Below are 21,522 nucleotides of genomic sequence, written 5' to 3'. Positions count from 1 at the left end.
AGCAAAACTACGCAATTAGCGCTATTGCTACATGACTCACATCGTGAACCTCAAGCGATTGTGGAGCTTGAATGTCTAGACATATCTAGAAAGAATACTTTGGTTCGGTAGGTGTTTGCGATGACTGTAAACGTTCTTTACGCTCAAGCTCTTGCTTGCTCATCATATCTACTTCTACTTCCACAGCATCTTCAATGCCAAAAATTTGTTGGAATAAACGTAACTGTTCATTTGCTTTTGATGAATTTGCCATTTCTTTAGCTTGTAAGATAGGCTCTTTTAATAATTGATTAATAATTGATTTTGTATGCTTGCTTAATATCTTACGTTCACGATCCGTTAACTCTGGCATTTTATTTTCAATACTGATCATTGTTTCTTCTTGAATTTGATTTGCTTTTTTACGTAAAGCCGAGATAACTGGCACGACACCTAGCGTAGCAAACCAATCTTTAAATTGTACAACTTCTTTACCAATCATTTGTGTAATTTCTGCTGCTGCACGTTCACGCTCTGCTAAGTTTGCTTCTACAATACCTTGTAAATCATCGATATCATATAAGAAAACGTTTGGTAAGTCTCCAACACGTGGATCAATATCACGTGGTACCGCAATATCTACCATAAATAATGGTTTACCTTTACGTAAGCGTTCGACAAGTTGCATTAATTCATAATCAATAACAAAATCTGTTGCACCTGTAGACGTAATTAAAATGTCGGCCTCAAGTAACGAGCATTGTAATTCCCTCATTGATTTTGCTTCGCCTTGGAATTTAGCAGCTAAAGTCTCTGCTTTTTCAAACGTACGGTTAATAACCGTTACTTTTCCTACGCCATTGCCATATAAATTTTCAATGGCAAGTTCGCCCATTTTACCTGCACCTAAAATAGCAACATGCTTGCGCTGTAAAGATCCAAAAATTTTCTTTGCTAATTCTACTGCTGCATATGAAACAGATACCGCATTCTCTCCGATAGCTGTTTCGCTATGTGCTCGCTTCGCAAATGTGACTGCTTGTTTAAATAACTGATTGTAGACCGTACCTGTCGTCCCAATCTCTTGTCCATTTAAGAAGCTTTTCTTCACTTGTCCTAAAATTTGAGTTTCACCAAGTACCATTGAATCAATTCCAGCTGTTACTTTAAACAAATGCTCTAATGCCTCATCTTCTTCTCGGATTGTTAAATAAGAAGAAAAAGTCTCCACAGGCAAGTTAAACCAATCTGCTAAAAATTGCTTTACATAGTGTCGGCCAGTATGCAATTGATCAACTACTGCATATATTTCTGTCCGATTACACGTCGAAACTATGACGTTTTCCAATATACTTTTTTGTTTTTGCAGCGCTTCCATTGCTTGTGGTAGCTCGCTCTCTATGAAAGATAGCTTTTCACGAATTTCAACTGGCGCTGATTTATAATTCAAGCCTACTACGATGGTATGCATGAATAACACCTCACACGTTCTAATTCACAAATCTCATTATAGCACAGTTCGACAATAGTTCATCTATAATTTGTGAACATGTCATGAAGAACTATAATTCATTTTCTACATTAGAATTATTATAAACTAAGTTTAACAAATTATACTGCTTGTTTCAAATTTAAAAACTGGGCTTAACTATGCAGTAGCATCTTGTGTCGAAAATAAGGAAAATACAGTTGATTGTGATGGTTTAAATAGAAATGACTTTTAGCTCTACTTCACAACACAATATAAATAGACTGTAGACGACTCAAAAAATCATTTGAGTTCATCTACAGTCTAGAATCGCTCTATATAAGAGCAATATTATTAATTTGTAATTTTCACTGTTTGCTGCGAAATTACATTTCCGTCTTTATCATATGCTAGAAACTCGATGTCGCCATTAACTTTAAAGTCATACATAGTTTGTACATTTTTAGTCAACATAAACACACTATCACTACGCTTTTTAAGTTCAAATTGAACATCCCCGCTAACAGAAGAATAACGAACAATGACATTTGCAACATTTGAACAATTTCCATCAATTCTTGCATTCATTGTAATATAACCTTTTCGTAATGTTACTTCCGCTTCTTCAAAGATATCCTCAGGATTAATACAACTTGAAGGCGACGTTTTACATAAAATCGAATCAATTATTTTTTGAGCAACCTGATGGAATTGTAAATTATCAATAGCATGATAGTAAATACCACCAGTTTCAGAAGCTATTTGAGTAAGGGTTGCCTCATTAATTTGATTTTTCTTGCCCATACTTACAGTGTAAATTTTAATGCCTTTCTTTTTCGCATCATTGATTACTTTTGTCATTTTTGATTTGCTTGTTTTACCATCAGACACAACAACAATGGATTTAGAAGTTTTTGTATCGTTCGAGAATTTAGTAAGAGCCAACTCTATACCCGCAAAGATATCTGTAGCACCTTTATCCGTCGATGTACGATATAAATCTTTCTTTAAGACATTTTCGGTGCTGCCCTCACCCAATACGTTTGCACTTGTATTCGTTTCAATCACAATATTGTTTTTAGCTTGTATTTGATTAATCAGTTCCACCATTTTTTTACCGCGATAATTCGTTTGGTCAATACGTTTCATAGAAGATGAGTAATCAACTACATATGCGACTTCAGTTGCTAATGTACATGCATTTTTACTAAAGTAAGGATTTGTGAAAATTTCTTTCGTAATCGTTTTATCCGTAAGAGACTTCAATATTGTTGCATAACGTGGATCAATTTTATTAACGAGCGTTGCTTCTATTTTAGACTTTCCATAAATGATTGAGTCAAAATAAGCGACCGCAGTTCCTGGACCACCTGTATTATTCAAATAATCCGAAGTATTCGTGACGAAGGAAGCTGTTTTCTCAACACCATCAAATTTGATTTTTACAGTTCCTTGATAGTCGGTAATAATTTCTCCACCTGGACTCACTAACGTCACCATTACTTGTGTATATCTATCTTTACCATTTGGCCTTGCTGCAGCGTCAGCACTTTCTTTTAACGCCTCTACACGTTTCTTATATGCTTCTACTTGTCCTAGTAATTTACCACCTTGGTATTTCAATAATACTGTACGCTCATAATTACTTAGGCTTGTTAAAATCGCATAAATTTTCATAACACTATCATAATGCTCTAATGTCAAATTCTTTTCTTCCGGCATGTATTTTGGACTCATTAATTGAATGATTGCCCCAACCGGATTGATGTTTTCAACTTGTGACGCAATATTATCATCGATTCCTTGGATGCGATAAATCGGACGACCATCTTCAGAAATCATGTACATAATCTCAGTCTTAGCTGGCGTCGTCACTGAGTCTTTTAGTCGATCATTCAGTATTTTTTCAAATAAATATACCGAAATATTGTAGTTTTCAAATTGTAAAATGGCATTCTCATATCCAAGTGCTGGATACTTCGGATCTGAACCACCATATTGTAAGTAGATATTTTCTACTTGACCAAGAGCATTTGTAACATTTGTTTGTTGCCCAATGCTGAATTTCTTTTCATCTGCATCCGGTTTTAACGGTACAGGACCATATACATCAATCAAATTTTCTGTGAAAAACTCAGGTGGCTTTTCATATTGTACATATGGTGGTGTTACACTTCCGTTATCATCTGTGTTCGTTGGGTCATACACTTTAAAATCAATGCGTAATTCTGGCTGTGGTAAGTAACGAACGTGTGCATTTATTTTTTCTCCAACAAGACATTTCATGCTAGGATCTGTGTTGTTAATAAGCTCAAAAGTAATCGTATCACGCACTGATTTCGTTAGCTTTTTCGCTTTAACAAATGCTGTTACTGTTGCGCCGTCAGATTGTACATTACGAACAGCTTCTCCAGCTGCATTTACAATATCCGCTCCATTTGAAGAAGTTACACGGAACGTATATGACTTATCATCGGCAATTGGGTCACCATTACATGCTTTTAAAGATACAGTAATTGGCGTCATATCCTCACCATTCGCAATTAAATCTGGTTTTTCAACTTCAATACTTTGTAATGCATTATTAACATAGTCGGGACCAGTAAAATCATTTTCATTATCCTTTGGTTCTTCAAACTCACCACTATTAGAGCCCATAAAACCTGCTGGCAAAGTAATTTTATCATTATCACGTCCTGCTGCAGATCGTTTCAATCCTTGTACAGCAAAGGAATTGTTTTGCACAATACGATATAAGAACTCAGCTGCATCGCCACGAGATAGTTTCGTAGAGGGATTGAAATCAGCAAATGTTTTTTTGCCAGTATTACCAGTTGAAATATCGTTTGTATATAAATATTGTACAGCTTGTGGCTCATCCAAATCTAAACCTTGAAATGCAGCATAAATACGTGCAAAATGACCTCGAGTTATAGATTTTGAACGATTCGCCATGACATGCGTTCCATCAAATGGTAAATAAAAATCACTATAAAAATTATAAGCAACGTTTTCGTTATAAGATAACGCATAGTTTTTATCAAGCTTAGCAAACATTGTTACTAGCTCTCGCTCAGTTACTTGTTCGTTTGGTAAAAAGTTATTCGCACTATTTAACGATAGTAAATCATTATCGACAGCCCATGAGATGGCTTTGTATTTACTATTAGATGTTGGTACATCTTGAATTGTTGTAGCAGCCAGTGTGACTGATGGTGTTAAAGTCATAAAAGCTAGTACAAAACAGGCTAGTAATAGCAATGCCTTTTTCGCATACTTCATTCATTTCAATCCTTTCATTAGTTAAAGAATAAAATATCATCTCGATAGTTTTGTTTTAAATCATTTTCTAAATAGTTTAAGAATCGTTCCAGCACTACAGATGCTTGAGCACGCGTTAACGGCTGGTTTGGATTAAAACGCCCAGTTACTGGGTCGCCTGTCATTAGACCAAGCTCATTGACGATATAAATTCCGTCTCTTGAATAGTCTGGAATTTGTGCATCATCTTTAAATTCCGTAACATAGCCAGGTTCTGGTGCTTTATTTTCAAGCCCTAATGCACGTACAAATATTGCAGCTGCTTGCGCACGTGTAATCGCATTATCAGGTTTAAAGTAATCTGGTGTCACACCTTTAATAATGCCTTTATTTACTGCTGATTCAATATATGGATAATCTTTAACAGTACGCTTAACATCCTTAAAGACACTTGTGGATGTTTTTTTCGTATTCTTTTCTTCCATTACACGGAGATCGACTGCTTTCCCAATCGCTATTGTAAAATCAATTCGCTTCATCGGTGTGTTTGGTGAAAAGAAATTACTTGTATCTGAATAGATTCCTAAAGAATATAATTTCTCGATAGCACTTTTAGCATAATGATTAGATAAATCTCGGAACTTCGGAATTATAAGACGTTCAATTGTTGGCGTAAATTCAGTATCCAAATCAACTTTACCTTTTTTGCCAGAAGCTAAGTCATACGTATATTCTGAAATTACGTCTTTTTCACTAACGACCGCATAGCCCCCATCGAAGCTAGCTAAACTACCTGGATTTTCCTCATAATTGAGGACACGTGATTTACTTGTTGATAAACGGTTTTTCACATGGCTAGTTGTACCATCACTGTACGTATAAATAGATTCTGTAATTTGCGTTTCAGTTGCACCCCAGAAATTTTCGTAGCCTGCATGACGACTATCAATATCTATCGTTACCGTATTTGTTTTTGCATTTTTTCCTGAGCCTGTTTGATAGGTATATGTTTTTCTTGAAATAACATTGCCTGAAAAATAATCAGAAGCTGCACGGTTATCCGTTACTGTACCTTGTGAAAATTGGTAGTCTGCTAAATTATACGTAATTTTTCCATCAACAATTTTTTCAGAGTATTTTTTGACAACCCCATTGGAAGTTTTTTGCCCAATTGTATCATAATTAACAACATCAGATTCATAGGCAATATTTCTTGTTAATGTCGCCCCATTACTTGCTGTTAGTTTTAAATTATATGTTTCTGTTAATTTACCTTTTGTTTCTTTTTGTGTAATTTTAATATCTTTACTCGTACCTTTAAAAATAATTGGTGTTCCAGTAATGAACACTGCTTCTTCATATGTATATTCATTTTTTACAGCACCTGTTGTTTCCACCGATGCAGCGGAGGCATCTACTAGAATACTTGTCCCCAAAACGAACACCATTAGAATGGCTAACATTACTTTATATAAATGGTTTCGCATCTGTTCTTTTCCCCTCTCTTTCTTCCCATGCATATGCACAGATGAAGCTATCTCGTATTGTAGAGATAGCTTCTATCTTGTTAATCAACTAAAATGAAATGTGCTTTTACAAATCGGTCAGATAATACGACTAAACGATCAGAAGGATTCAAATCAGATGGTTGAATGACTTTCCCTGCTTTAATCAGCGTAGCTTGATCAATATTCATATCAACCATTTGGCCAGCTTCATACCAACGGCCATTTTGCCATTGACTCACACTTTTCACATTAATAGTAGCTGGATATGTCGATTTTACTGACTGTAGTTTACCGACTAGCATTAGTGGGGCAACAGGTTTAGCATTATCTAACATGTGAAGAGCCTGAACATGCCCATTGTTTACGTAGAAGTAACCATAATCGCCTTCTGATAAATACAGTTCAATATCTGGCATTACGCTGTACGTTTTATTACCATCGTCTACCATTGCTTTTGTTGTATTACTAACAGATAGTACGGTACTAGCTGTTTTTTTGAAAACATTTGATTCAATCTTCATTGCATCATCAATTTCAATTAAGTAGCCATCTGCTTGTGCTAAACGGCCATAATATAATTCATGCGAAGCTAAATTTGGTGACATAAAGCTATCACTTGTAACATCTACTACTTGCGCATAATGATCGCGAGCAGCACCGTCTGTAATGACAAATGCTGTTCCATATGCCAATAATCCTGTTGGTTGAATAAAACGACCATTTCGAATTAAAATTGACCCATCATGGAAGTACAGCGTGCCAGCAGTTTTAAGTTTTAACAATTGATAATCTGTATCGACAGCAATCATCGGCTCATAGTACGTACGTTCATTGTTTTTCAACACGACAATCTTTTCAATAACTTCTTTACCAAATTGCTTCACCGTTGCGTAATATGCTTCACTGCCAATATAATTTTTCAATTGGCCCTTTTCAATTTTCGTATTTCCAACGTAAATTGGTACCTTTGTTGAAAAATTCATCGTTGAAAGAGCAGTTGTTGTTGCTGAACCAAATTGCCAGTTCACAAAGGCATTTTGATTTTTTACTGTTAATTTGTTCGCATTGATATTAACTGCTTGAATTTCACCTTTGTATAAATTTTCAACTAATGTTCCAGTCTCACTAATATCTACTTTTGTGACAATCGATGTACTTTTATTTTTTAAATTAAGTTTTACACGATCACCTACATACATCCCACTAATATCTACCGATGAAGAACCCTTTTGAAAAGCAGTATCTTTATTCAAATAATATGTAGTTTCTTTTCCAATATCCGGCTTCACCATTATGAACAAACCTTTTGGGTCGATGCTTGTGATTACGCCAGCAACTATTCTAGGATTTTGAGCAACTGTCGTTGATTCCTCAGTAGTATTGGAAGTACCGCGGAGCTCAACCACACTACGAAGGTTGATTTCAGCCTCTACTTTCATGCCCATCTTAAAGCCATCAATTGTAGTTTCAGTGTTATTAATGTACAGGCGGGCATTATTATTAATATTGTATGTTACTTGACGGCCACTAGCATTTTCTAATGTAATTTTACTAAGCTGCCTTTCTACTTCCCCGTTTGAATTCGTATATTCTGAATAGGTTACATCAACGAAGGTTCCTGTTACTAACTGTGCGGCATGGACAGTCGGTAGTGATGGCAAACTAAGTGCCATTAATAACAGGACAATTAATATGTATGGAATCTTCTTCAACAATTCCCGCCTCCTTAAAAAATTGTTATTTATAAATAGTATATCGTATTATTGGTAGTTTTTCTTATTCAAAAAGTTACATTTTAACTTGTTTTAATATTTTTTTGAATCTACCATTAGACATAAAGATAGAGGTAGCTTCCAACTTCAAGCTACCTTGCCATCATCATACTTGGATGTCAATTGTATGTCCAGCCGTTGGATGTGGAGCATCTAGCATCTCAACTAGCTGTTCACTATTTTGCTGTTGCATTTCCATTGCTTGCTTTGTAACAGCTAATGATACATTTTGCATTAGATTAGATTGATGCATTGCGATTGATAAAGCTGCGATATCCATTTTAGTCCACCTCCTATTTAATTTATCGGCTAAACTTGCCGTTCATCAAGTAATTTCCTCATATTTATCCATAACTTTCACACTAGCAGCAGAACAGCTTATTCACTTCTTTTCATACAAAGAGAGCAAAAAAATATTGTGTGTCATTCAAATATTAGGCAATAAAAAAACATCTACTGTGCTCCTAACGCAATAGATGTTTTTTGATTACATTTTATTTTCAATTGTGCGCCAAGCTTCTTCAAAACCGATACCCTTTTCAGAAGAGAACACAATAAGCGGATCATTTTTATCCATATCTAGTGTTTCCTTGACAACTTTTTTGTGCTTATCCCATTTACCTTTTGGAATTTTATCTGCCTTCGTTGCAATGACAATACAAGGGATATTGTAATGTTTTAAAAAGTCATACATCATTCGATCATCAGCAGTTGGAGGATGACGTAAATCAACAATTTGAACTACCGCTTTTAATTCTTCACGGCCAGTGATGTACCGTTCAATCATTTTCCCCCATGCTTCACGTTCTGTTTTTGAGACTTTGGCATAACCATATCCCGGAACATCGACGAAAAACAGCTGTTCTTCAATTTTGTAAAAATTTAGCGTTTGTGTCTTCCCAGGTTTAGAAGAAATACGCGCTAACGCCTTACGCCCAATCATACGGTTAATAAATGATGACTTCCCAACGTTTGAGCGACCTGCTAATGCAAACTCTGGCAGTCCATCTTCTGGGTATTGGTCCGGTCTTACTGCACTTATGACCATTTCGACATTATGGACTTTCATTTCCTTAAAAACCTCCGTCCAGTGCAATTGCTAATACTTCATCAGCAGATGACACTAGTTTAAATGTGAGTTGTTCGCGTACACTTTCAGGAATATCTTCAATATCACGTTCATTATCTTTTGGACAAATGATTGTTGTTAAACCTGCTCTGTGTGCGCTTAATGTTTTTTCTTTCAAACCGCCGATTGGTAGTACACGACCACGTAACGTAATTTCACCAGTCATTCCTACTTCACGACGAATCGGACGATGTAAAATAGCCGAAACAATTGCTGTCGCCATCGTGATACCTGCAGACGGTCCATCTTTTGGTACTGCTCCCTCAGGTACATGGATGTGGATATCATGTGTTTCAAAATATTCTGAGTCTACATTGAGATCCTCTATTTTAGTTCGGACATACGATAACGCTGTTTGTGCGGATTCCTTCATAACATCTCCGAGTTTCCCTGTTAACTGAATTTTGCCCTTTCCAGGAGTTAAGGAAACTTCAATTTGTAATGTGTCACCACCAACAGTTGTATACGCTAGTCCTGTTGCTACACCAATTTGGTTTTCCTCTTCCGCTTGTCCATAGCGGAAACGGTGCTTACCAAGATATTCGATTACTGATTTTGAATTTACTGTTACACGTTTCTTTTCTCCAGAAACAATAATTTTAGCGATTTTACGACAAAGTGTTGCTATTTGACGCTCTAGTCCTCGGACACCTGCTTCACGTGTATAATAACGAATAATATCCAGCACAGCTTCATCTTTGATTACTACTTGCGTTTTCTTCAAGCCATGTTCTTTTAATTGCTTTGGTATCAAATGATTTTTTGTAATTTGCGCCTTTTCAATTTCAGTATAGCCTGCAATCGAAATGACTTCCATACGATCTAATAAAGGTCCAGGAATCGTACTTAAATCATTAGCTGTAGCAATAAATAATACGTTAGATAAGTCATACGGTTCTTCGATATAGTGATCGCTAAATGTATTGTTTTGTGCAGGGTCCAGCACTTCTAACATTGCGGCTGCAGGATCTCCTCGGAAATCATTTGACATTTTATCGATTTCATCAAGTAAAAATACAGGATTAATCGTACCTGCTTTTTTCATTCCTTGAATAATACGACCTGGCATCGCACCTACATACGTACGACGATGTCCTCGAATTTCGGATTCATCTCGCACCCCGCCTAAAGAAATACGAATAAATTTTCGATCTAAACTTTCTGCAATTGAGCGTGCTAACGATGTTTTACCTACTCCAGGAGGGCCAGCTAAACATAGAATTGGTCCACGTAATGAATTTTTTAACTGACGCACAGCTAAATATTCAAGCACACGTTCCTTTACTTTATCTAATCCAGCATGATCTCTATTTAAAATTTCCTCAGCATGATCAATATTCATTCGATCTTCAGTTGACTTTGTCCAAGGTAAAGACACTAACCAGTCAATATAGTTTCGTATTACTCCACTTTCCGCACTTGCGCTAGGTAGTTTTTCATAACGATCCAGTTCTTTAAGCGCTGCTTCTTTTGCAGATTCAGGCATACCTGTTTCATCAATGAGCTTTCGTAATTCCGTTACTTCACCAGTTTTACCTTCTCGATCGCCAAGCTCTGTTTGGATAGCCTTCATTTGTTCGCGTAAGTAATATTCCTTTTGCGTACGCTCCATTGATTGCTTTACTTTTGAATTAATTTTCTTTTCAAGATCCAGGACCTCTTGCTCATCATGCAGGCGAATAATTAAATGATCTAAGCGTTTCTTAACATTTAGCATTTCTAAAACTTCTTGTTTATCCGCAATTTTAATTGGTAAATGCGAGGCAATAATATCAGCAAGACGGCTTGGTTCTTCAATGTCTGCAACTGTATTAATTGTTTCTGTTGTTATTTTGTTGGAGGATTTTGCATATCTTTCAAAATACGTTAACAATGTACGCATTAAGGCCTGTGTTTCCACATCTTTATCGATTTTCTCCTCTTTAACATCAATATCAACAACTGTATATTTCTCTAATGCTTGATAGTTGGACCACGTTGCACGTGCTACACCTTCCACTAAAATACGTAGCGTACCATTTGGTAACTTTAGCATTTGCTTCACATAAGCCATTGTGCCTACTTGATATAAATCCTGCTCTTCTGGCTGTTCATCGTGCATTTCTTTTTGCGTTACCAATAAAATCAATTGGTCCTCTAACATCGCTTGTTCTAGCGCCGCTACAGAACGATTTCTACCCACATCAATATGTAACACCATCGACGGGTATACTAAAAGTCCACGTAAAGGCAATAATGGTACATTTGTTGTTTTTTGAATTGTTACCATGCGGGTATTCACCTCCGTCAAAATTTTCTTATTCACAATCCCGCGCTTCTAGTATGTGTTTAAAAAACCGATTCACACTATCTATTCAAACGAGCCAAAAATTTCATCTATTTACAGTCTTCAGCTTTATGTATGAATAAAAAGCTGACTCCCGATATGTGCGAACATTGCACAATCGAAGTCAGCTAAGTTACTCTTTTTCTCATAACAATAGACGCTACGTCTGTTTATTATGCCGAAGTTTTTGTGTCGCTACCTTCATCGAGTTCAGTGCCATCTTCAAGAAGCAATTTCGGTTTTTCTTTTTCCGTAATTGTTTTTGCAGTAATGATACATTTTTTCACGTCATCACGTGAAGGTAATTCGTACATTACATCAAGCATTGTTGACTCAATAATTGAACGAAGACCACGTGCACCTGTTTTACGTTCAATTGCTTCCTTTGCAATTTCAGAAAGGGCACCTTCATCAAACTCAAGCTCAACACCATCTAGTTCAAGCATTTTTTGATATTGCTTCGCAAGCGCATTTTTTGGTTCCGTCAAAATTTGTACAAGTGCTGCCTCATTTAATTGCTCTAGGCTTGCAAGTACAGGTAATCGACCGATGAATTCTGGAATTAGACCAAATTTCAACAAATCTTCAGGAATCAATTTCGCCATTAATGAACCTTCGTCCACTTCAACTTTATTAGGATCTGAACCGAAACCAATTACTTTTTCACCTTGACGACGTTTAATGATGGATTCAATACCATCAAATGCTCCGCCTACGATAAATAAAATATTTGTTGTATCAATTTGTAAAAATTCTTGGTGCGGATGCTTACGTCCACCTTGTGGAGGTACACTTGCAACAGTGCCTTCTAGAATTTTTAGCAACGCCTGTTGGACCCCTTCACCAGAAACATCACGAGTTATCGACGGATTTTCTGATTTACGTGCAACTTTATCGATTTCATCAATATAGATGATTCCTTTTTCCGCACGTTCAATATCATAATCTGCTGATTGGATTAATTTTAATAAAATATTTTCAACGTCTTCACCTACATAACCAGCTTCTGTTAAAGAAGTAGCATCTGCAATTGCGAAAGGAACGTTTAGTATACGTGCTAATGTTTGAGCTAATAATGTTTTACCGCTACCAGTTGGGCCGATTAACACAATGTTCGATTTTGCTAATTCCACATCATCGATTTTACTATTAGTATTGATGCGTTTGTAGTGATTGTAAACCGCAACCGCTAAGGCTTTTTTAGCACGCTCTTGTCCAATTACATACTCATTTAAAATCGATTGGATTTCTTTCGGTTTCGGAATATCTTGGAAATCGATTTCTTCCTCAACACCTAGTTCTTCTACAACGATTTCTGAACAAAGTTCGATACATTCATCACAAATATAAACACCTGGACCTGCAACTAATTTACGTACTTGTTCTTGTGGCTTACCACAGAATGAGCATTTTAAATTGCCTTTTTCATCATTAAATTTGAACAATATGTTTCACCCCTATTCAAGCTACAATCTTACAAGATTATTGAACCATTATCAAATAAATTGATTGCAACATTTACGTCATGGCGCAAATGCGTCTAGATTTTGAAGTATTTTCAAAGTCTTCAAGCACGAGGTCAGTTAGCTAGGAATTGGCAGTCTTCCGCACTAAAACATTAACCGCCGTCTGCTCGCTTTCATGCAAATAATTCGTGTTGATGCGACCATTCAGACTAACCCATGACCACTTATTGATTATTTAGCTTCATTCCTTCGAGGTTTAGTTCCCTCACTCGTAAAACCTATATGCGCTCTTCTTCCATTATAATGGGGGCGCTATAATTACTGCTACTTTTCGGCTCTACTACAATGATGTTAAAATTTAGCATCGTGTAAAAAGTTAAACAACAATACTATGTATAAGTAAATTAACTAAAGTGGCCACCAAAAGTATAACAGTTAGTAAAAATCAGACTTACTTTTTGTCGTCCTTGACCTTGAGAGGTTGGGGCCCCTTTAGCCTAAACTAAAAAGCTATGTGTGATAAAACAAGGCACGGTTTTACGCCGTACCTTGTCTTCTTAATTTTTCTATCTAGTTACGTAAAAAATCTTATTCAGTAATTTTAGCGTTTTCTACTAAAAATTCAACTGTTTTTTGGATTTTAATATCATTTTCAAGAACAGCAGTACCGCCTAGAGCGCCAGTAATTTGTTCTTTTGTCATATTGAATTGAGCAGCCATTTTTTCTAATTCAGCTTCAATATCAGCTTCTGTAGCTTCAATTTTTTCTGCATCAGCGATTGCTTCAAGAGTTAATGAAACACGTACACGGCTTTCAGCTTCTTCTTTCATTTGACCACGTAAATCTTCTTCTGATTGACCAGAGAATTGGTAGTAAAGGTCTAAGTTCATACCTTGTGTTTGTAAGCGTTGGCCAAACTCTTGTAGCATACGATCTGTTTCAGAGTTAACCATACCAGCTGGTACTTCGAATTCTGCATTGTCAGCAGCTTTTTCTACTAATTCGTCGCGAAGTGTAGCGTCTGATTCTGCTTGTTTTTGAGTAGCAGTTTGTTCTTTAATTTTAGCACGTAATGCTTCTACGCCTTCAACTTCAGGATCTAATTCTTTTGCAAACTCATCGTTTAGCTCAGGAAGTACTTTTGTTTTCACTTCTTTAACAGTTACTTTGAAAGTAGCTTCTTTACCAGCTAATTCAGCAGCGTGGTATTCTTCTGGGAAAGTTACAGTAACGTCTTTCTCTTCGCCAGCTTTTACGCCTACTAATTGCTCTTCAAATCCAGGAATGAATGAACCTGAACCGATTTCTAATGGGTAGTCTTCGCCTTTTCCGCCTTCGAAAGCTTCTTCGCCTACGAAACCTTCAAAGTCGATTACCGCTGTGTCGCCTTCTACGATAGCTTCATCTTCTTTAATTTCAAGTTCAGCTTTACGTGCTAATTGTTCTTGAATTTGAGCTTCAACTTCTTCGTCCGTTACTTCAACTGGAAGTTTCGTAACTTCTAAGCCTTTGTAGTCGCCAAGTTTTGGTTCTGGTTTCACTGTTACTTGAGCAGTGAATGAGAAGTCTTGACCATGAACGAAGTTTTCTGTACCAGAAATTTCTGGGTAATCAACTGGCATAATACCAGCTTCGTCGATTGCTTTTGCATAAGAATCTGGAACAATGATTTCTAATGCATCTTGATATAAAGATTCAATTCCAAAGCGTTGTTCAAACATTTTACGAGGCATTTTACCTTTACGGAAACCTGGTACGTTAATTTGTTTCACAACTTTGTTGAACGCTTGGTCCATCGCTGCATCTACTTCAGTAGCTGGTACTTCGATTGTAAGAGTACCGATATTTCCTTCTTGTTTTTCCCATTTTGCTGACATGTATAAATACCTCCAAAATAATCTAGTTTCAATTACGCATGACGTAATTGTGTTCGGATTTCGATTTCTCGATAATTTTTTGTAAATCCGCAACTTGTGTCAAAGACTTAGCATTTAGTTAAAGTTTTGATCCCCTACTAAATAGTAAAATCCTTTGACATTCATCCACCTACTTGTTAAATTAGGGGACTTCGGTTGAATCAAGTTTAAATGTTAGACAATTTATTCGTAACTACGATTTTGACAACCATTTTAGTATATCATAGATGCGCATAGTTTCAACTTATTTCATACTTCATGGAGTTCTGTTAGTTTTTCTAACATTTGTAAAAAGTCGATGATTTCATAGTCCATTTCCTGCACCTTACCAAGCATTGCTTTTACAAAATCAATATAACTATATGCAATATCATCGGCTGCAAACGGGTGCCATTCAAACGGATACGTAACAATTGCATGCTTAGCCATTAAATATTGTACCATTTCCAATGTTGATGGGTCTTGTTCTAATTTAGATTCTATAATTTTTTTTATTTCACCATACTGCTGTAATTGATTAGGTAACGCAAGATCAATCGGATTAATAGTTTTTGTTTGTTCAAATTTTGTAACAGTAACTTCAATTGAAACTTCTTGCTCTACTAGCAAAATAAGTGCAAGACTCTGCACAAATGGATGGATATCCGAACATTCGATAATAGCCTTTAAAAGCATTTTTATCTGCCTTACATTCGTATCCATCAGGCGATGCAATCGCAACGATTGTTCATTCGATGTAAGTGTGGTAAATTTTTCTAATTCATATTCTTGCGCTTCTATCAATTCTTGTACATCTTCTCGTTGCTGAAGATTTTTAGCGACTTCACTATTTATACTTTTTAAGCGTTCAAATTTTTCTAGCTGTGCTTCCGGAAGAACTTTTTCCTCAATTAACGTAGTTATTATAGACTCAACTTGATGATATTCCTTTAACTGCATGCAAATCGTAATGTATAGCTCCATCACTTCAACATACATCGAAGTGCCCATAGCTAACAATTGCTCACATACGTCTTTAGCTTGCACATATAGTTTCAGCTCATATAAAGCATACGCATAGGCACTTAACGCTTTTTCATCTCCTTTGTCATATAAAAACGCCTTTTCAAAACATGCAACTGCCTCTTCATATTGATATTTTTCCACATACATATGGCCCTCACGAATTAGCGTTTGGGTTGCACCAGGAAAAACAACAATATTGTCATGTTTAATAACATGGGGCTTTTGCTTTGTCATTTTTCTCACCTCTTTTAGTTCACTAGTTCCTAATTGTTTATTTTTAACAAAAATAATTGAATTTATATTCATATTTTGTAATGAATTGAATTATAATTAATAATACCTAACATTATTTACCTTATTGATAGAAAGTGCTTCAACCATAGTCATTGTTAGCTAGACGAAAACAAGTTGTTCACAAGGAGTGTAATACATGCCATTAATGGATACAATCATTGAATTCGATAGTCGCATCTCCCCCGCTTTCGAGGCACTATCAATTAAAGTTATATCGATTACAACAGCACACGGTCCGCTACAAGATTATTCAATTGACTTCGAATTTTTTACACGTACAAAAATTAATACGTTTACGAAAGAAGCAACGACACATATCTCAAGTATTCAAGGTACTATACCCGGTTCCATCTCAATTGGGCATCATCAGGAATCACTTTATATTATTCCCCAAAGTGTTCACATTGAATGCAATTATAAGATTCTGCATATTGACACAAAAGATATGGAACGCATTTTACAGCATCCCACCCCAACGCTCTATTATAGTGAGTGGCTTTTAGATGCCATCAAAAATGCAAATATCCTTGTTGAATTAAAAACAAATCAAAACACATTTATCGAATGGCCGCTCGGCATAAAGTCTGCTGTTATATTATAGGAAGCTAAACAAAAACCTTTTATGTAGATCATTCTTTTGAAACCGACTAGCCCATAAACTATTCTTATGTCTGAGACATACTTGCCAAGTATGTCTTTTTGTCATGATTAAACACCAATCCTTCAATTCGTTGCGCTCTAATCATATCAGCTTTCGATAGATTCCGGTATTCCAATTGCGAAAGTAACCATTAAAAAATTCACATCTAACAAATTTTTTTAGTAAAGAAGGTATAATAAAAAAATAGATTTATTATTGGAGGCAATTATCATGGATATAAAAGAAGCATTACAAACATTTTCTTCAATGACACTTACAGCAAGACAAGCGTTTTTTGAAAAAGAAGGCGACTGGCTATTGGAGGAAATGTTAACGCACATCGGCTCAACTGATGAAAAGCTACGCGATCACCTTATCTATCGAACTTTTATCGACCTGCTCAGTGATAACTTACTAAATTCACAGCAACTCCAAAATTTGTTCGATACGGCAATAGGTGACGATTACTTATATGCAAACATCGGGGAACAAATGGATGATAGTGTATTCACACGCTCCTTTTCAGCGTTACTTGTCGCTAGCATTCTTGCAAAAGATAGTGAGCTCCTTATTTTAAATGAGACAAGCTTACAATCTTTCTTTAAAAAAATCGGTCGTTATTTGTTACTTGAAAAGGATACAAGAGGACATGTCGAAGGCAAAGGTTGGGCACACAGCATTGCACATGGGGCCGATTTAGCCGCCATGACAATTAAACACCCTAAGTTCGACTTGCAATATGCACCATCCATCTTACACGCACTGAAATTGGCAACTTGGAAAGATGTTGTCTATGTAAACGATGAGGAAGAACGCTTTGTAAATATCATTGAGGCATTATTAGCAAGGGGCTATTCTGAAGAAGCCTTATCGGAATGGGTAGAGCAAGCTTTTGATAAATTCGAAATGCATTTAGTAACGCAAGGTTATAATGAGAGTTTTTTTAGCGGACGTACTTGCACATTAAACGCGATGAAGACATTGTATTTCGCATTAAAAATGAATAATCAAGCACCTAAACTTCAAAACACACTGTATATCCAAGTAGCAAAGTGGCTGAAGCTCGGTTCTTAACTAATGCTAGAGCATCCAAATCACATTGGATGTTCTTTTTTTTCGGAACCACCCATATTGATATACTAATTTCTGTTAAATATTGAAAGCGCTTAATTATGTTAACATAATTTTATCATTGTTCCAATATCCTCTCTCTAATCATTCCTTACATAGAAATTTTATCCTTTAATCGTTGAAAAACTGTCTTTTTATATACTCCTTTTTTAAAAAAAACGCAACTAAAAAGAATTAAAAACAGAGGCACGACAAGGACTTTATTACAAATCGTCGTCTAAAATGTGAAATAGGATTTTTCACAAATAATTTATTTACTTAGTTAAATACGACAAACTCAGTATTTTCAACGTTTATACAGTGTTTAATTAACAAAACCTAAAAATACCAATAGCAAAATAGCTTTTTTTGTTCAAAAAATGTTCATATTCACCCCCCTTTCATTATCATATTTATAATTAATTATTTTTTTTTTTAGTGAAGCGGGCGTATAATCCTATATGCAAACAAAGACGTGATGTGACCATCGACATTAAAATTTTGTCCAATTTATGGTGCATAAATCATCATGTATGTGAACGCTTGCATCAGACCAATCAATTACAAGACATTATGTTTCATATTGAACCATGCCATTGTCATTGTAAATGCAACTGTACTTGATTGGTACATCAGATAAAAGAGGTGACCTCAATACCCACTATTTATAAATGTGAATCAATACTACTACACATGAAATTTATGAATAGCCGTTTTATAGAAAGGAGTCAAACATGAATAAAAAATTAAGCTTAATGTTTTTAGCATTTGGCGCTATCGCAATCCTGTCTGGTTGTGAACCATTAACAGTTTTCAATCCAAAAGGACCGAATGCTCAAACATTATCAAACACAATTATTTTATCCATTATTACAATGGCAGTTATTTTACTAGTCGTGTATGTGCTTTTTGCGTTTATGTTAACAAAATACCGCGCATCAAAAGCATCTGCCGATTATGAGCCACCTCATGAAGAAGGTAGTCACGTACTTGAAATTACGTGGACAGTTATTCCTATTATTATCGTAGCATTCCTAGCAATTGTTACTGTTAAAACAACTAGTTCGGTAGAAACAACACCAGAAGGTTATGACAATAAAGAACCACTTGTTATTTATGCAGCATCTTCAAACTGGAAATGGCATTTCAGCTATCCAGAAGAGGGTATTGAGACTGTGAACTATGTAAACATTCCAACTGATCGTCCAATTGAGTTTAAATTGTATTCATTCGGACCAATCACAAGTTTCTGGATTCCACAGTTAGCTGGTCAAAAATATGCGATGAGTGACATGTTAACAACTATTCACCTTGCAGCTGATGAAATTGGCTCTTTCATGGGTCGTAACTCTAACTTTAACGGTCGTGGATTTGCGGAAATGGAATTTGAAGCACAAACTATGACACAAGCAGACTTCGATCAATGGGTTTCTGATGTAAAAGCGAACGAAAAACCATTAACTGAAGAGAAATTCAAGGAATTATTAGCAGCTGAACACGTAGGTCGTTCAAGCTACTCATCTACTCACTTAGATTTCAGCCCAGCACCAATGGCACATGGTGATATGGATATGGGGGGTATGGACCATAGTGACATGGACATGTCTGACGAAGACATGAATCATGAAGATATGGATCATTCAAACACTGATGCCGAATCAACACATTCACACTAATTTTCAAATTTGAAAGGAGCGCATCCTATGAGTATGGAAGAATTATTCCATCCACTGCAAGAACCGATGATTTTAGCGGCAGCTATCAGTATCGTAGTTGGTGCAGTTGTTGTCGTAGCAGGCCTTACTTATTTTAAAAAATGGGGCTACTTCTATAAAAACTGGCTATCAACAGTCGATCATAAAAAGATCGGTATTATGTATATCGCCGTAGCACTTTTAATGCTATTCCGCGGTGGTATCGACGCACTTTTAATGCGTGCACAAACAGCCGTTCCTGATAACGGACTACTTGATGCACAACACTATAACGAGATTTTCACTACACATGGTTTAATCATGATTTTATTTATGGCGATGCCATTTGTAATCGGTTTAATGAACATTGTTATCCCATTACAAATCGGTGCACGTGACGTTGCATTCCCACGTCTTAATGCAGTCAGCTTCTGGGCATTCGCAGCAGGTTGTGGCTTGCTGAACCTATCATTCATTATTGGTGGTTCACCAGACGCAGGTTGGACAGCTTACTTCCCATTAGCAAGTACTGATTTTAGTCCAACTGTAGGGAACAACTACTATTCATTAGCACTACAATTATCTGGGATTGGTACGCTATTGACGGGTGTGAACTTTATCACAACGATCTTTAAAATGCGTGCTCCTGGTATGACATTAATGAAAATGCCAATGTTCTCTTGGTCAATTTTAATTACAAACGTTATTATCGTATTTGCGTTCCCAGTGTTAACTGTAGCACTTGCATTAATGATGTTAGACCGTCAATTCGGTACAAAATTCTTTGCAATGACAGACGGCGGTATGGATATGCTTTGGGCCAACCTATTCTGGGTTTGGGGACATCCTGAAGTTTACATCGTTATCCTACCAGCATTCGGTATTTTCTCAGAGGTTATTGCAACATTTGCACGTAAAAACTTATACGGTTACAAATCAATGGTAATGAGTATGGTTGTCATTTCATTACTATCATTCTTAGTATGGGCCCACCATTTCTATACAATGGGTCACGGCGTTATGGTAAACAGTGTATTCTCTATTACAACAATGGCGATTGCTGTTCCAACCGGGGTTAAAATGTTCAACTGGTTGCTCACAATGAGGCACGGTAAGATTCAATTCACTACCCCAATGCTTTATGCGCTTGGCTTTATTCCGATCTTCACAATTGGTGGGGTTACAGGTGTAATGCTAGCAATGGCAAGTGCCGACTATCAATATCATAATACGATGTTCTTAGTTGCCCACTTCCACTATGTATTAATTCCAGGTACAGTATTTGGTGTACTTGCAGGTTACCATTTCTGGTGGCCAAAAATGTTCGGTTTCCGTTTAAATGAGAAATTAGGGAAAGCTGGTTTCTGGTTCATCGCTATCAGCTTCAACGTAACGTTCTTCCCTCTATTCATCTTAGGTTTAGATGGTTATGCACGTCGTATGTACACTTATTCAGCTTCAACTGGTTATGGTCCATTAAACATGCTATCGTTCATCGGTGCACTTGGACTTGCAGTAGGCTTTGCGTTAATCTGTTATAACATTTACTACAGCTGGAAACATATGCCTCGTAACGAGAAAGCAGATGTTTGGGATGGTCGTTCATTAGAATGGGCTACTCATTCTCCAGTTCCTGAATACAACTTTGCAATAGTACCAAACGTGTCACGTTTAGATGAGTTCTGGTTCGCGAAAAAAGAAGGTCGCGATATTACTGCAGGTAAAATTGAAAAAATCCATATGCCTAACAACACAGGTACTCCTTTCTGGACAAGTGGATTCTTATTCCTAGCAGCGTTCTTTGCTGTATTTAGTCTATGGATTCCAGCCATCATCAGCATGCTTGTTGTATTTGGCTTTATGGCTCTTCGTTCATTTGAAAATGATCATGGTCGTTACATTTCAGTTGAAGAAATTACGGAAACTGAAAAAAGTTTGAGAGGTGATAAATAA

General features: G+C 36.3%; 14 protein-coding genes. 4 read left to right on the top strand and 10 right to left on the bottom strand.

The features are described from left to right. Positions 1-85 precede the first annotated feature (85 nt). The 10 genes from hemA to NSQ74_RS10920 all read right to left on the bottom strand — a co-directional run bounded on the left by hemA (position 86) and on the right by NSQ74_RS10920 (position 16,065). A complete protein-coding gene (hemA, locus tag NSQ74_RS10965; RefSeq protein WP_340823304.1) occupies positions 86-1,450 on the bottom strand; it encodes a glutamyl-tRNA reductase in 1,365 nt (454 codons plus the stop codon). A gap of 351 nt (positions 1,451-1,801) precedes the next feature. Then, positions 1,802-4,729, bottom strand: a complete 2,928-nt coding sequence (locus NSQ74_RS10960) for a VWA domain-containing protein (protein ID WP_340823303.1) — start codon at positions 4,727-4,729, stop codon at positions 1,802-1,804. A 17-nt stretch (positions 4,730-4,746) separates the two neighbouring features. After that, positions 4,747-6,195 (bottom strand): S-layer homology domain-containing protein, encoded by a 1,449-nt coding sequence (locus NSQ74_RS10955; protein ID WP_340823302.1) that lies wholly within the window; start codon positions 6,193-6,195, stop codon positions 4,747-4,749. 80 nt (positions 6,196-6,275) lie between these two features. Further along, entirely contained in the window at positions 6,276-7,928 is a 1,653-nt protein-coding gene (locus NSQ74_RS10950) for a hypothetical protein (protein WP_340823300.1), read from the bottom strand. A 166-nt stretch (positions 7,929-8,094) separates the two neighbouring features. Then, complete coding sequence (locus NSQ74_RS10945) at positions 8,095-8,268, bottom strand: YjfB family protein (RefSeq protein WP_340823299.1); 174 nt, start codon at positions 8,266-8,268, stop codon at positions 8,095-8,097. A gap of 207 nt (positions 8,269-8,475) precedes the next feature. After that, positions 8,476-9,057 (bottom strand): ribosome biogenesis GTP-binding protein YihA/YsxC, encoded by a 582-nt coding sequence (gene yihA, locus NSQ74_RS10940; protein ID WP_340823298.1) that lies wholly within the window; start codon positions 9,055-9,057, stop codon positions 8,476-8,478. Positions 9,058-9,061: 4 nt separating this feature from the next. Further along, positions 9,062-11,386 (bottom strand): endopeptidase La, encoded by a 2,325-nt coding sequence (gene lon, locus NSQ74_RS10935; RefSeq protein WP_340823297.1) that lies wholly within the window; start codon positions 11,384-11,386, stop codon positions 9,062-9,064. A 230-nt stretch (positions 11,387-11,616) separates the two neighbouring features. Then, positions 11,617-12,888, bottom strand: a complete 1,272-nt coding sequence (clpX, locus tag NSQ74_RS10930) for an ATP-dependent protease ATP-binding subunit ClpX (protein WP_172772230.1) — start codon at positions 12,886-12,888, stop codon at positions 11,617-11,619. A gap of 609 nt (positions 12,889-13,497) precedes the next feature. After that, on the bottom strand, positions 13,498-14,787 hold the full coding sequence (tig, locus tag NSQ74_RS10925; RefSeq protein WP_340823296.1) for a trigger factor: 1,290 nt from the start codon (positions 14,785-14,787) through the stop codon (positions 13,498-13,500). A 288-nt stretch (positions 14,788-15,075) separates the two neighbouring features. Further along, a complete protein-coding gene (locus tag NSQ74_RS10920) occupies positions 15,076-16,065 on the bottom strand; it encodes a DUF3196 family protein (RefSeq protein WP_340823295.1) in 990 nt (329 codons plus the stop codon). Positions 16,066-16,261: 196 nt separating this feature from the next. Here NSQ74_RS10920 and NSQ74_RS10915 point away from each other — a divergent pair, with 196 nt between their 5' ends. The 4 genes from NSQ74_RS10915 to qoxB all read left to right on the top strand — a co-directional run bounded on the left by NSQ74_RS10915 (position 16,262) and on the right by qoxB (position 21,522). Then, positions 16,262-16,726, top strand: coding sequence for a hypothetical protein (locus tag NSQ74_RS10915; RefSeq protein ID WP_340823294.1), 465 nt, complete (start codon positions 16,262-16,264; stop codon positions 16,724-16,726). Between the two features lie 270 nt (positions 16,727-16,996). Then, the gene (locus tag NSQ74_RS10910) at positions 16,997-17,839 is read left to right on the top strand and encodes a DUF2785 domain-containing protein (protein ID WP_340823293.1); all 843 of its coding nucleotides are present in this window, start codon (positions 16,997-16,999) and stop codon (positions 17,837-17,839) included. A gap of 770 nt (positions 17,840-18,609) precedes the next feature. Then, entirely contained in the window at positions 18,610-19,551 is a 942-nt protein-coding gene (gene qoxA / locus NSQ74_RS10905; RefSeq protein ID WP_340823292.1) for a cytochrome aa3 quinol oxidase subunit II, read from the top strand. A 27-nt stretch (positions 19,552-19,578) separates the two neighbouring features. After that, the gene (gene qoxB / locus NSQ74_RS10900; protein WP_340823289.1) at positions 19,579-21,522 is read left to right on the top strand and encodes a cytochrome aa3 quinol oxidase subunit I; all 1,944 of its coding nucleotides are present in this window, start codon (positions 19,579-19,581) and stop codon (positions 21,520-21,522) included.

Source organism: Lysinibacillus sp. FSL W8-0992, assembly GCF_038008685.1.
Taxonomy (GTDB): domain Bacteria; phylum Bacillota; class Bacilli; order Bacillales_A; family Planococcaceae; genus Lysinibacillus.
This window is presented reverse-complemented; position numbering and strand designations above follow the sequence as displayed.